The organism is Streptococcus sp. 27098_8_66 (assembly GCF_041431945.1).
Taxonomy (GTDB): domain Bacteria; phylum Bacillota; class Bacilli; order Lactobacillales; family Streptococcaceae; genus Streptococcus; species Streptococcus dentalis.
Window position 1 is genome coordinate 167,892 of sequence record NZ_JAPVYS010000003.1, and the last position, 13,184, is coordinate 181,075.

Below are 13,184 nucleotides of genomic sequence, written 5' to 3' on the forward strand. Positions count from 1 at the left end.
ATTGCTTCTCCACCTCCTTCATACACTTGAGATCGAATCTTAGAAGACTGGTTGGTCCATTCCTTCTGAAGATTCTTCGATCACTTTCTTCACATTGTCTTTATGATAGGCTTTGATGATTTCTTTGATTGCTTTTGCTTTATCAGATTTTTCCCAATCTTTCTTAGCAGCGATCACGTTGTACCATTGTTTTGAGTTGTTGTCTTTCTTTTCAACATAGATAGCTTTTTTGAAATCAACGCCTGCTTCACGAACGAAGGTATTGTTGATGACTGCAGCATCTACTGATGGAAGAGCAGATGGTGTTTGTGAAGCATCCAATTCAGAAATCTTCAAATCTTTTGGATTTTCTTTGATATTTGACACGTTTGCCAATTGACCATCTTTGGTATCCAATTTAATCAAACCTGCTGATTGCAAGACATACAAGGCACGGCTTTCATTTGTTGGGTCATTTGGTACAGCGATTGTTCCACCTTTAGGAATTTCTTTAATTGAAGTGTATTTGTTTTTACCGTTTTCTGTACCAGAGTAAAGACGGATTGGAGCGATGTAGGTATCTGCTACTGCAACAAGGGCCTTGTCGTTTTTAGAGTTCCAGTTATCAAGGAAGTTGTAGTGTTGGAAAGCATTGATATCCACGCTACCATCTTTTACAGCCACGTTTGGTTGTGAGTAGTCTGTAAATTGAGTGAATTCCAATTTGATTCCTGTTTTCGCGTCATCCAAGTTCTTTTGAACTTGATCCCAACGAGCTTTTTCAGTGTCGCTCAAAGTCATAACACCCACTTTTACAGTTGTTTCACCATCTTTGCTAGATGATTTTGAAGAACCACATGCTGCAAGAGCAAATGTTGCAATAGCTGCAAGAGCTGTTAAACCAAGAATTTTTTTCAATTTCATTTTGAAGTCTCCTTTAATTATATATTATTCTTTAATATCTTTTGCTTCTGGTAGATAAACTCCACCAAAGTATTTTTTAGACAGTTTTTCAAGGGTTCCATTGTCATAGAGTTCCTTGATACGTTTGTTGACAAATTTTTGAAGGTCTTTATCTTCTTTTGCAATAATTGGATACACATAAGGTTGTTGGTCGCTTGGAAGCTCGATAACCTTCAAGTTGTCATAGCCTTGATCACGAATGATAGTATCTACTGAGATCCGTTCGAAGATCTTGTAATCTGTACGACCATCCGCTAAATTAGCCATGATGGTTTGAATGGTTCCATCTGTGTATTGCAAGTCAGTTGGATTATCTGAATGTTTTTTATTGAAATCTTCTAATTGTTTAGCAGTAGATGTTCCTTGAACAACTTCTGTTTTCTTGCCACCAATGTCATCCAACGATTTAATAGAAGAATCTTTTGGTACGACCAACACTAATGGATTGCGAGCATATGGATTTGGATAGAGGTATTTTTCTTCCCGCTCTTTTGAGTAACTAATGTTGTTGGCACCGATTTGGAAACGGTCACTATCTAAGCCAGCAAAGACGGAAGACCACTCTGTTTTGTTAAAGTTTACTTCATATTTGTCTGAGCCTTTGAAGATTTCACGCAAAACTTCGATTTCATAACCGGTTAGCTTGCCGTCTTTTTCTTCGTAAGAGAATGGTTTGGTTGTTCCAACAGTCCCAACTTCAATGGTTTTCTTACCACTGGCTGATTTACCAGATGAACATGCTACTAAAGCACTGGTTGCAAGGACTGCAACTAATCCTAAAGCAGAATACTTAATCACTTTTTTTAGATTCATAGGATCTCCTTATTCGTTTCAGGCACATAAAACGCTATTTTAAAAGTATTTTTTTATTTTATCAAAAAAGCATTTGCTTGCCTAATATATATTTTTTATGGAGGTGATAGTTTTTCTTTATCACACTTCTTTGGCTTTAAAATACCGCAATAAAGCTTGCGCATTTTCAACATAATAGGGAACCGATACCTCAAAGGCTGCATCATCGATGGTCATGTGATCATGATGGAGGTCTGGCGCATCCGGCTCTCCATTCGAACCGATAAAGGCAAAGACTCCAGGAATTCGCTCTTGGTAAAAGGCGAAGTCTTCTCCAGCTGTAGAAGGATTTGCTGGAATCACTTCAGCCAATCCTTGTGAAGCTTCCCAAACTACTTGCGTCAATTCTTCATCATTAAAGGTAACGGGAGGGGTCACACCCCACTCAAAAGCTACATCTACTTCCAAACTTTCTGCAATGTGTCGAATGATGGAAATAAAATGTGCCTTCAAGTCTCTTTTCACACTCGGATTAAAGGAGCGAATGGTTCCTTCAAAATAGCCTGATTTAGGGAGGACATTCCAGGTTGAGCCCACATCCAGGTGCGTAATGGACAAAACAGCTGTTTCAAAGGGAGAAACGGTCCGTGAAATTAATAATTGTAAGTTCTGAACCATGGTTGTGACGGCCGTTACAGTGTCAACTCCCAAGTCTGGTCTTGCAGCATGGCTACTGACCCCTGTGACGGTAACCTTGAATTTCTCAACCCCTGCCATCATAGCTCCAGCATTCAAGGCAAGTTGCCCTGCTTTTAGCTGGGGAATGTTGTGAAAACCAATAATTCCTTGAACATCCTCCAACAGTCCTGTTGCCAAAACATCAGAGGCACCTTCTGAGATTTCTTCTGCTGGCTGAAAGATCAAGCGTACGGTTCCTTCAAGCTGGTCTTCTTTTTCCTTGAGAAGAGCTGCCGCTCCCAGAAGACTGGTTTGATGAAAATCATGACCACAAGCATGCATGACTCCTGGATTCTGACTTTGGTAGGGCAGATTTGTTTGTTCCAAAATTGGAAGGGCATCGATATCTGCTCGAAGTGCCACCACTGGTTGGCCAGACCCAATTTCTGCAATCAGACCAGTTTTTAATCCACTCTCTAAAATACGAATCCCCAACTCTTCTAAACGCTCTTTTAGAAAGGCGGTTGTCTGGTATTCTTGACCAGACAGTTCTGGGTGTTGGTGGATATAGTGGCGAATCTCTGCTAACTCTTCATAAGAAAAAGCCACAAGCCTTCATCTCCTTTCAAACTTAAAATTATTTTATCACTAATAGGTGTATCCGTCTAATTCTTGTTTCTTGGGTTTTGATATAGTTTCAAACTATACATAAAAAACACTCCTAGATTCATGTCCTAGGAGTGCCAACTTCCGCATTAAGAAAGATTTCCCTCGAATTTTTCCATAAAGCTATCACTATTATCGGCTTTTTCTACTTCCCATTTGCCATCTTTCTTAACAAAGGTCAACTGGTAGTCGTACCGATCCGGCGTCGTCAAGGGACGATCTGCAAGAGAAGCCATCATTTCCTTTCTATAGGCTTTGTTTTGAGCCTGATTCGCTTCGATAATACCTGGATAGTCTTTTCGATGTTCTTGATAGAAGGTCTGCATGTGGTTTAAGATCGTCTTTTCCATGCTGACTGTCTCAGGATTCAAGCTAATGACTACCTTGTCTGGGAAGTATTGTTTGACCTTATAGGTTAATTTCGCGCGCTTAGCATTTTCCTTTTCATAAGCATCGATAAACTGGGTCACTTCTTCTTCAGGGAATTGGTAATCATGCAATTGACGAGTAAAATCAGCCGCAAATTTCGCACGGAAATCACTGGCTTCCTTTTTCAAATCAGTTCCCAAAACAAAAGCGTCATCCTTTTTGACCTTTCGTTGGCCACTGAAGTAAACTTGATTGATGTATTCATCTGCAAAAAGGGTAGAAGCTTCCACCTTGTCCTCATATTGAGAAGAATCCACCACAAATTTTAAAGGCTTGGATTTTTTATCAGAGCTATAGATTTTTCGTTCATACTGCACTTCGTATTTTTTGCCTTTTTCGACTGGGAAAACGATATAGCCGGTTAATTTTTTATCCTGGGCCAACTGATCACTCTTGAGCAATTGGAAGGCTTCCGTTTGGTCATAAATTCCTGACTGCAATTTGACCTTGTTATTATCTGCATCGTAAATGGTGATATCTGAATCTGACACGTTGATAGATTCTTTGGCAACATTTTTAAATTCTAATTGAAGGGCTAAATAGGTTCCGTCTTCTGAGTCATTGAGGACAGGTGGTTTGATGTATTGTCCTCCTTTTAAACTCACCTCGACTTGACCGTCAGATGCCGAGCTTTTCGCTGCTTTTTCTGTCTTTGCTTGCTGCGAATTGGTCTGTTAAGCACCAGTACCACAAGCCACTAAACTCAAGGTCGCCACAGCAAACAGGGTCCATTTAAAAATCTTTTTCATCCTCATCTCCTTAAAAAAGTTTTGTTCTATTTTAACATCTTTTTCTAGCTATGTATACGCTATATAGTGATAACTCTTCCCTCAAAAGGCGAGGATTACAAAAAGGCCAAGACTTTCGTCTCAACCTTTTAACTGAAAAATAATTGATCTTGGTTTTACAAGATTCCTTTTTCTTTTTGAATCATGAGATCCTTAAGGGAAATCAAGAGGACCGCAAAGAGGATCATAGCCATTCCTATAAAATCAATGGCAAAGAAATGCTCATTCATAATGGCAAAGGCAAAAAATACAGCTGAAATAGGCTCAATAGCTGCAAGAAGGCTACCTTTGACCGGTCCAATCAGAGTTGTCCCTTTCAAAAAGACCGTATAGGCAAATATGGTCCCAATCACCACTAAGCCAACTAAGCCCATTAGATTATCCATGCTATATTGGCCATGAAAAAGTCTTCTTCCCGTGAAGGGAATCATCACAAGCCCTGGAATGAGCATACCGATACCAATCACCAACATACTCCCCCATTTTTGAATTAACTGAATAGGCAAAATGATGTAGAGGGCATAGGCAAAGGCAGAAATAAGTCCCCAAGCTAGCCCCTTAGGAGTGATTGCCAATTGATTGAGTTGACCATGGGTTGCAATGAGAAAGGTCCCTGCAATGGCTAAGATCATCGAAAAGATTTCAGATACTGTCGGAGCTACTCGGTCCTTAACACAAGAATAGGCCAAAACTCCAATAGGACAGAGATATTGCAAAACAGTTGCAGTACCTGCATTAGTCGCATCAATCGCTTCTAAATAAGTCAATTGGGTCATTAACAAACCCAAAAATGCAAATAAAAGCAAGGGGATGTATGACGAGCGGTCTGTTAGAAAGGCCTTTACTTTTTTCTTATCCGATAAATAAGCTAGGAGTAAAAGAACTGCTCCCGAAATAATTAAGCGAATCGTTGTCAAACCAATTGCTGTATATCCATGAGCCATCAGGTACTGGCCGCAAGCTCCTGATAAGCCCCAAGCAATCCCGGCAATCAAGGTCATGAGCGTCCCTTTCATCGTCTTTGACATAGTCCCCTCCTAAATCTATTTCTTACTTTATTGTATCACAAAAGGCCGAAACGAAACGTTTCAGCCTTGCTTTATTTCATATAAAATTATTAGCTTATTCAGGTTGAACCAAGATCTTGATTTGGGATTTATCTTGTGTTAATTCAACAAATCCTTCTTCAACGATATTTTCCAATTTAATTTTCTTGGTAACCAATTTCTCAGCTGAGAAGTAACCTTGTTCCATCAATTCCAAGACTTTAGGGAAGATATGACGGTAAGCAATAATTCCTTTGAGAGATTTTTCTTGAATAGCGAATTCATTTGGATTGATGCTGGCTTCACGTTCCCAGATAGATACAACCATACATTCCCCAGCTTTATGAACAGCTGCAAGGGCTTGGCCTAAAACAACTGGAACTCCAGTAACTTCATAAGAAACATCTGCTCCACCACCTGTCAAACGATGGATGGCTTCTACGACTGATTCTCCTTCTTCTGGGCGAACAACGATTGCTCCCAATTCTTCTGCTTTGGCTTGACGTTCAGGAGACAATTCAACTGCATAGATTTTTGATGCGCCTGCTGCACGAAGGGCTTCAACAATCAAAAGACCAATTGGTCCCAAACCAAAGATAACAGCTGTATCTCCAGTTTTCAAAGCAGATTGACGAACGGCATACACAGCAACCGCAGCAGGTTCTGTAAGAGCGGCTTGTTCATAGCTCAAGCTATCTGGAATCACATGGACAAGATCACCATCAAGAACACAATATTTAGCAAAACCACCATCTGCAGCGAGTCCGACAAAGTTCAAGTTTGGATCGAGGTTATAATCACCAATTAAGTTGTGCTCTGCAAGAATTGGTTCGATAGTTACACGATCGCCAACTTTGACACGAGTGACATCACTTCCGACTTCGACAATCTCACCAGAGAATTCATGTCCCAAAGTAACCGGTGCTTTTTGACCAGAATAAACATGTTCTTCTGTTGGAATGAAGATCGGTCCATCCAAATATTCATGCAAGTCCGTACCACAGATCCCTGTGAACTTAACTGCCACTTTTACTTGATGTGGTTGTACTTCAGGTACTTCCACTTCTTCGATCCGAACGTCTTTTGCTGCATGCCAGCGAGCTGCTTTCATAGTAGCCATAGGATGATCTCCTTGTTTTCACGTTTTTTAGTTTTCTTTTCAGGAAACTTTATATACTATTGTAAACGTTTTCTTTTTGCTTGTCAAGGAATAACTGAACATGTGAAAAAGCAGCCTTTTGACTGCTCCTTCTTATTTCTTCTTGATCCGAGAGGATTCCAATCCCCATCCCACCATCCAGCCGAGGACCAGGAGATAATTTTCAAGCGCACCGATCCCATTGATCGACAGATGATAGTGAAAATAACTGAAGAGATGATTAGTACCGATCCCAATCCCACCTAGGATTAGAGCCAATAGAACCGCCCGAAGATAAAACCAATCGTATTTGAGATTGACAGCAATGAGAATTACAAGGACCGCCACATTCCAAATTCCAATCTCCCGTTGCCAACCGACAGAAACACCATATCCCGAATGACTTCCCATATAAGATGGAAAGAATAGCTGGAAGATAATCGCTCCAGACATGGCGATGATAACCAGGACAAATAAGACTCTTAAAAATTTGTTCATGTAACTCCTCCTAATGCCAGTTGATATGTAATGGTCTTTCCTATTCTAACACAATTTTATGGATAGTAAAAACCAACCTCTCGGCTGGTTCTTTATCTATTACTCTTCTTTCAACTTCGCCAATTCTTGAGCAAGTAGTTTAAGTGCTACTTGTGGGTTGGCTTGGCCTTTGGTTGCTTTCATGAGGAAGCCTGTGAAGGCCTTGTCCGCATTCCGTTTCCCTGACTTGAAGTCGGCTACCGCTGCTTCATTGTCTGCAAAGACTTGGTGGATGATTGGGACCAAGACTTCAGGGTCTGAAATCTGTACCAATCCAGCTTTTTCAACGTATTCACGCGCACCGCCACCATTTTTCGCCAAGTGAACGAAGACTTTCTTGGCAATCTTAGATGAAATGGTTCCATCTTCGATGATGGCAATCATTTCTACCAAGTTTTCTGGTGTCAATTGGATTTCTTCAAGGGTCTTACCTTCTGCATTCAAGAATTGTGCTACTTCCCCTTGGAGCCAGTTAGATACTTGTTTGGCATCGCCACCAAGGGCTACAGCTGCTTCAAAGAAGTCAGAAGTAACTTTCGTCGCTGTCAATTGGTTGGCATCATAATCAGACAAGCCAAGCTCTGCCACGTAGCGAGCACGACGGTCTTTTGGAAACTCTGGCAACTCCGTACGCATTTCCTCAATCCACTCATCTGAAATTTCAAACAAGGGAAGGTCTGGTTCTGGGAAGTAACGGTAATCCGCTGCTCCTTCTTTGACACGCATAAGAATGGTACTCTTGTTGGCTTCATCATAACGACGTGTTTCTTGGCGAATGACACCACCTGAACGCAAGATTTTCGCTTGACGCTCCACTTCGTATTCAAGACCTTTGCGCACGTTTGAGAAGGAGTTCAAGTTTTTCAATTCTGTCTTAGTACCAAATTCCTCTTGACCGTATGGGCGAAGGGAAATGTTGGCATCCACCCGCATCGATCCTTCTTCCATCTTGACGTCTGAAATACCAGTGTACTGGATAACTTCTTTCAAAGCTGTTAAATAAGCGTAAGCTTCTTCTGGAGAACGCATATCTGCTTCAGATACGATTTCGATCAATGGAACCCCTTGACGGTTGAGGTCTACATAAGAGAAGCCGTCTGTCCCGTGCGTGTTCTTACCGGCATCTTCTTCCAAGTGGGCACGTTCAATCCCGATTTTCTTAGTTGAGCCGTCCTCCAATTGCACTTCAATCCAACCGTTGTAACCGATTGGCTCATCAAATTGAGAAATTTGATAGGCTTTAGGATTATCCGGATAGAAGTAGTTCTTCCGGTCAAAGTGCATGTGCTGGTGGATATCCATGTTTAGCGCCAAAGCAGCCTTGATACCAGCATCTACAACACCCTTGTTCAAGACAGGAAGCACCCCTGGGAAAGACCAGTCAATCACATTGGTATTGGCATTTTGCTCGTTCCCAAAGTGAGCAGAGGTTGGTGAGAAAATTTTTGAGTTTGTATTCAATTCAACGTGGACTTCAAGTCCGATGACTGTTTCAAAGTTCATTAATTGTCACCTCCGAAAATTAGGGGTTGTTGCTTGTGGTAATCCGTCGTTGCTTCAAAGGCCGCTGCAGCTTGGTAGATGGTTTCTTCAGAATACTTCGGACCAATCAACTGCAAACCAACGGGAAGACCTTGCGCAAAACCTGCAGGAATCGAAATTCCTGGAAGACCTGCCAAGTTAACTGGAATAGTCAAGAGGTCAGCTAAGTACATGGCAACCGGATCATGGTTGAGCGAATCCAAATCAAAGGCCACGCTTGGAGCTGTTGGACCAAGGATAAGGTCGTAATCCGCAAAGACTTTTTCGAAGTCTTGAATAATAAGGGTACGGACTTGGCCAGCTTTCTTATAGTAAGCATCGTAGTAACCAGATGACAAACTAAAGGTACCAAGCATGATCCGGCGTTTAACCTCATCACCAAAGCCTTGGCTACGAGTGTTCACGTAGATATCATCCAAGTTTTTAGCATCTTCCGCACGGAAACCATAGCGAATCCCATCGAAACGTTGCAAGTTTGAAGAAGCTTCAGATGAAGCGATGATGTAGTAAACGGCAACCCCATATTTAGAGTGTGGAAGGCTAACTTCTTCGACAGTTGCTCCCAATTTTTCAAAGTGTTTCGCCGCATTGAGGATGGTTTCTTTGACTTCTGGGTCAATCCCTTCGCCAAGATATTCCTTTGGAAGGGCAATCTTCATGCCTTTAATGTCTTGACCAATCTTAGAAGTAAAATCGGCTACACGAACAGGCGCAGATGTTGAATCCTTGGCATCTTCGCTGGCAATGACATTAAGCAAGAGGGCATTTTCTTTAACGGTTGGAGCGAAAGGTCCAATTTGGTCGAGTGAGCTACCAAAAGCAATGAGACCAAAACGGGAAACTGTTCCATAAGTAGGTTTGAGACCAACAATCCCGTTAAAAGCAGCTGGCTGACGGATAGAACCACCTGTATCTGAACCAAGGGACAAACGGACTTGGCCTGAAGCGACAGAAGCTGCTGAACCACTAGAAGATCCACCAGGCACCTTGCTGTGGTCCCATGCATTCTTGGTTGGTCCATAATATGAAGTCTCACCAGATCCACCCATGGCAAATTCATCCATGTTGGTCTTACCGATGACAATCATATCTTTGGCCTTGGCATTGGCAACAGCTGTCGCATCAAAGATGGGTTCGTAGTTATAGAGCATTTTTGATGCCGCAGTCGTCAAGATACCGTCAGTAGAGATATTGTCTTTGACAGCGAGTGGAATCCCTGACAAGAGGTTGTCTGCATCGATTCCTTTTTCATCAATGGCCTTAGCTTGCGCAAGGGCCGCTTCTTCGGCCACCGTTACAAAGGCGTTAACTGCTTCTTCACGCGCCTTGATATCGTCAAGCGTTGCTTGGGTCAATTCCGTTGCCGAAATTTCCTTAGAGACAAGGAGGTCGTGCAACTCTTCAATGGTTTTATGGTTGAATGACATTAGGCATCTCCTCCATCTTCTAGGATAGCTGGTACCTTGATGTAGTAGTTATCTTTTTCAGGTACATTTTTAAACAAGCGGTCACGGTCCGTCCCTTTTTCAGCAACATCCGGACGCAATACGGTTTTACGATCCGCCATGGTTGTTGTTGGGGCAACACCTGTTGTGTCCACTTCTTCCAACAATTCCACCATGTCGACAATTTTAGACAAGGTTGTCGCAAACTCAGCTGTCTCTTCTGGAGAGAATTTCAATTTTGAAAGATTGGCAACGTGGGTTACCTCTTCTTGCGTAATTTTCATCTTGCTTCCTTTCGTGAAATGATGATTTTTCAATACCCTCTATTTTACCATAATTTAGCCCAATTTGCTTGCCTTAGAAAAAATCTGTAGGACTTTTTTGTCGCTACAGATTCTTCTTTTTATATTTCTTTTCCGCCTAATTGCCCCATCTCCATTAATGTCTCTTTCCAGATTTCCTGGACGTTAGATGTGAGATAGGAAGAGGCCAAGTCATAAGAAGCCTGGTGAAATGGAGCAAGGTCGCTTTCAAAGAGCTGGACCAGCTTTTCTGCCAACTCTTTCACCAATTGTTCTTCTGGCATTATCTCGCTATAAGGGACCAAAAAGCCATTTTCACCCTCTTTTATAAAAGTTGGATTACCATAACGGGCATCAAAGCCGAGCAAGGCTAACCCTGCTCCAGCCGCCTCCATCAAAGTCAAACCAAAGGTCTCCCACTGAGAAGTGGTGAGGTAAACTTGGTAGCAAGGATAGATCTGCTGAAGATCCGCATGACCGCGTAGGTGAATATAATCTTGTGCTGCAAGCTCCTGAATCAAGTGCTGCAAACGATCAGCTTCTCCTCCCTTCCCATAAATATCAAACTGAAGGGCTGGGAGTCGTTTCTTTGCTTGAGCGACTACTCGAATAGCCAAATCGATGCGTTTTCTTGGATCCAAACGGGAAGCTGTGAGCACACTAAAGGGAGATCTGTCTCCTTGTGATTCCGTCAATTCTTCTAGATGCCCTACCGGAATGCTATAGATTGGAATTCCTTTGCAGCCTTGTTTAGCAAGTGTCTGCTCCAAGACTTCTTTTTGAAGATCCGTCGCCGTGATGAAGTAATCGAAGCGTTTGGCATACTTGAACACATAATAATACTCATAGTTGAGATGTCCATTTTCAAATTCATGCTCCGAATGAAACACCATGGCGAGCTTGGAAGGAGCATCTTTCTCCAACAAAGGGCGGGCAAAATCCATGCGCGAGGCCCGATCAAGCAGAATCAGATCTTCTTCTTTTAACGATAGCTGCAACAAAAAACGTCTCATCACTTCTGTATGGTTGGTCAAAACCTCAGGTCCCAGTTTATAGAGCCAGCTTTCACCCAACCTCAATTCTTCAAAAGCGATACTTCCATCTTGATTGTGATAGGTCCGTCTGAGTATCCTACCATATTGAAAATACTCTGTAGCAAGTTTACAAGCTCCATAATACTCTCGTTTGATCATATTTCCCGCTAAAAGATAGTCTACATAGCGGACACAGTCTGGATGATAGGGATCCAGATAAAAGGTTAGTTCGTTTTTATCCGCAAATTGGTAGCGAATGGCTCCTTCCGTTTTTTCAATAGTATCTAAACGAGTCAGTTGAAACTCCATTTGCAAGTCCCCCACTGTCTTTTGAGGAACACTGGTTTTTTGATCTGTAAATATCAGATGAGCAAAGAGTAATTCCTCATCCCGGTGCCCCAAAGAGAGGTAATAGGCTAATTTTTCTGGAGTGGGCCATGTGGTAAAGACAAACTTCGCTGTCACTCCCAAGCCCCGGAGTATCTTTGCCCGAGAGGCTTGTGCAACATCGACCCCATTTGGTTCATATCCTACTAATAGATTAAAGGTATAAATGGTCATCCTAGACCTCCCTCTAATCGATTAAACAGCTCTCCCAAAACTTCTTTTTTAGGCAGTTCTAAGATTCGTGCTTGCTCTCTTAACATTTCTTTGAAGGCCTCTGGATGCTGGAGCAATATTTCTAGTTGCTGTTTCATTTCTTCGACTGTATCTGTGATCGTGCTCAATTCTTTATAGGCTTCATCATGAACCGTACTCTTCAAACCAAACAAGACTTGCTCATTTTCAAGAGCTTGAAGACTACTGCTCCACACTTCTTCTCCTTGGTTGCAATCCAGATAAATAGAGCAACTGGATAACAACTCCTCATATTTTCCCAGTGAAATCCCTGGATAGAGGCGCACATTGAAGCAACTCGCTAAATCTGTTAATTTCGGACCCATGGCCGTCAAAGCAGCAACGTGAAAGGTCACTTGTGGGAATTGATGGACCAAGCTAGATAAGCCTTCGACCTCTTGAGAAGCCGTCATGACTAGAGCTTCTGGTTGAAAACTTTCCTGCTCCACATCTACTAGCCCTGACAAGACTGTGATCCCGTCTTTTCTCTCACTCAATAGACCATCTTCTAACAATAAAATCTGGTCAACATGCTCTTTGATCTCATCTAGATCATGAGTTTCTCGTGCACAGTAGGCCAGTCTTTCTTTAGGTATCTCTTTCACAACATCTAGCAATGTCTTATCCAACAAAAGAATAGCTTCATTTTCGGGCAAGAGTTGTTTCAGAACAACTCTTTGTAGCTCTTCCTTATTAGCATACAGGTGATCAAGTCCTTTAGAAGGTTGATGCAAAAAGATTCCTTGTGAGACAAAGTGAAGCAGGACTTCTTCTTGCTGACGGTTCAAATAAATATCTAAATATGGTTGACCGGCTTCCGTTAGGAGACTCCGTTTGCTTCTCCAGCCATAGCGGTTGTATATATCAATGGATACGACCTCTTCTCCCTGACCAAACCACTCCACTCTTTCAACCGTTCGTGACAAAATATCCTCTCGCAAAACCACGTTGGCGCGCCGTTCCTCACCATCAAAAAGATAGGTTGTGATCCCCAGGGTCCAACATTCCCATAATTCTGGGACTGCTAAATCATTGAAAAATAATGGTTTCCCAACTTTTGATGTTGGGTCTTTTTGGGTAAAAAAGGTCGCAAGACTATCTGTCTGTTCAGCTAAATCAGTTTCCAGATTGGTCACAAATACTCGATAGGTCTGGCCAAGTTTGGCCAATAATCTTTGCAAACGATCCAGCTCTTTGGTCTGCTCTGGTGCAATAATGAACATGCTG

At 42.1% G+C, this 13,184-nt stretch carries 12 protein-coding genes; all 12 read right to left on the reverse strand.

Annotated elements, in window-relative coordinates; genetic code table 11:
* Positions 1-39: 39 nt before the first annotated feature.
* The 12 genes from O3642_RS04120 to O3642_RS04175 all read right to left on the reverse strand — a co-directional run bounded on the left by O3642_RS04120 (position 40) and on the right by O3642_RS04175 (position 13,180).
* Positions 40-903: a MetQ/NlpA family ABC transporter substrate-binding protein gene (locus O3642_RS04120; protein WP_151378699.1), complete on the reverse strand. Its 864-nt coding sequence runs from the start codon at positions 901-903 to the stop codon at positions 40-42.
* A gap of 24 nt (positions 904-927) precedes the next feature.
* Entirely contained in the window at positions 928-1,755 is an 828-nt protein-coding gene (locus O3642_RS04125; protein ID WP_118095487.1) for an amino acid ABC transporter substrate-binding protein, read from the reverse strand.
* 120 nt (positions 1,756-1,875) lie between these two features.
* Positions 1,876-3,021 (reverse strand): amidohydrolase, encoded by a 1,146-nt coding sequence (locus O3642_RS04130; protein WP_003005295.1) that lies wholly within the window; start codon positions 3,019-3,021, stop codon positions 1,876-1,878.
* Positions 3,022-3,167: 146 nt separating this feature from the next.
* Entirely contained in the window at positions 3,168-4,112 is a 945-nt protein-coding gene (locus tag O3642_RS04135) for a DUF4352 domain-containing protein (RefSeq protein ID WP_371605458.1), read from the reverse strand.
* Positions 4,113-4,411: 299 nt separating this feature from the next.
* Positions 4,412-5,323, reverse strand: a complete 912-nt coding sequence (locus O3642_RS04140) for a DMT family transporter (RefSeq protein ID WP_371605459.1) — start codon at positions 5,321-5,323, stop codon at positions 4,412-4,414.
* 94 nt (positions 5,324-5,417) lie between these two features.
* The gene (locus O3642_RS04145; RefSeq protein WP_155126539.1) at positions 5,418-6,461 is read right to left on the reverse strand and encodes a 2,3-butanediol dehydrogenase; all 1,044 of its coding nucleotides are present in this window, start codon (positions 6,459-6,461) and stop codon (positions 5,418-5,420) included.
* A 132-nt stretch (positions 6,462-6,593) separates the two neighbouring features.
* On the reverse strand, positions 6,594-6,977 hold the full coding sequence (locus O3642_RS04150) for a hypothetical protein (protein ID WP_371605460.1): 384 nt from the start codon (positions 6,975-6,977) through the stop codon (positions 6,594-6,596).
* A 99-nt stretch (positions 6,978-7,076) separates the two neighbouring features.
* Entirely contained in the window at positions 7,077-8,519 is a 1,443-nt protein-coding gene (gatB, locus tag O3642_RS04155) for an Asp-tRNA(Asn)/Glu-tRNA(Gln) amidotransferase subunit GatB (protein ID WP_254741587.1), read from the reverse strand.
* Positions 8,519-9,985, reverse strand: a complete 1,467-nt coding sequence (gatA, locus tag O3642_RS04160; RefSeq protein ID WP_343093121.1) for an Asp-tRNA(Asn)/Glu-tRNA(Gln) amidotransferase subunit GatA — start codon at positions 9,983-9,985, stop codon at positions 8,519-8,521. The genes gatB and gatA overlap by 1 nt, the downstream gene beginning before the upstream one ends.
* A complete protein-coding gene (gene gatC / locus O3642_RS04165; protein ID WP_002884769.1) occupies positions 9,985-10,287 on the reverse strand; it encodes an Asp-tRNA(Asn)/Glu-tRNA(Gln) amidotransferase subunit GatC in 303 nt (100 codons plus the stop codon). The genes gatA and gatC overlap by 1 nt, the downstream gene beginning before the upstream one ends.
* A 119-nt stretch (positions 10,288-10,406) precedes the next feature.
* Positions 10,407-11,900, reverse strand: a complete 1,494-nt coding sequence (locus tag O3642_RS04170) for a glycosyltransferase (protein WP_371605461.1) — start codon at positions 11,898-11,900, stop codon at positions 10,407-10,409.
* Positions 11,897-13,180: an accessory Sec system glycosyltransferase GtfB gene (locus tag O3642_RS04175; protein ID WP_371605462.1), complete on the reverse strand. Its 1,284-nt coding sequence runs from the start codon at positions 13,178-13,180 to the stop codon at positions 11,897-11,899. The genes O3642_RS04170 and O3642_RS04175 overlap by 4 nt, the downstream gene beginning before the upstream one ends.
* Between the last annotated feature and the right edge of the window lie 4 nt (positions 13,181-13,184).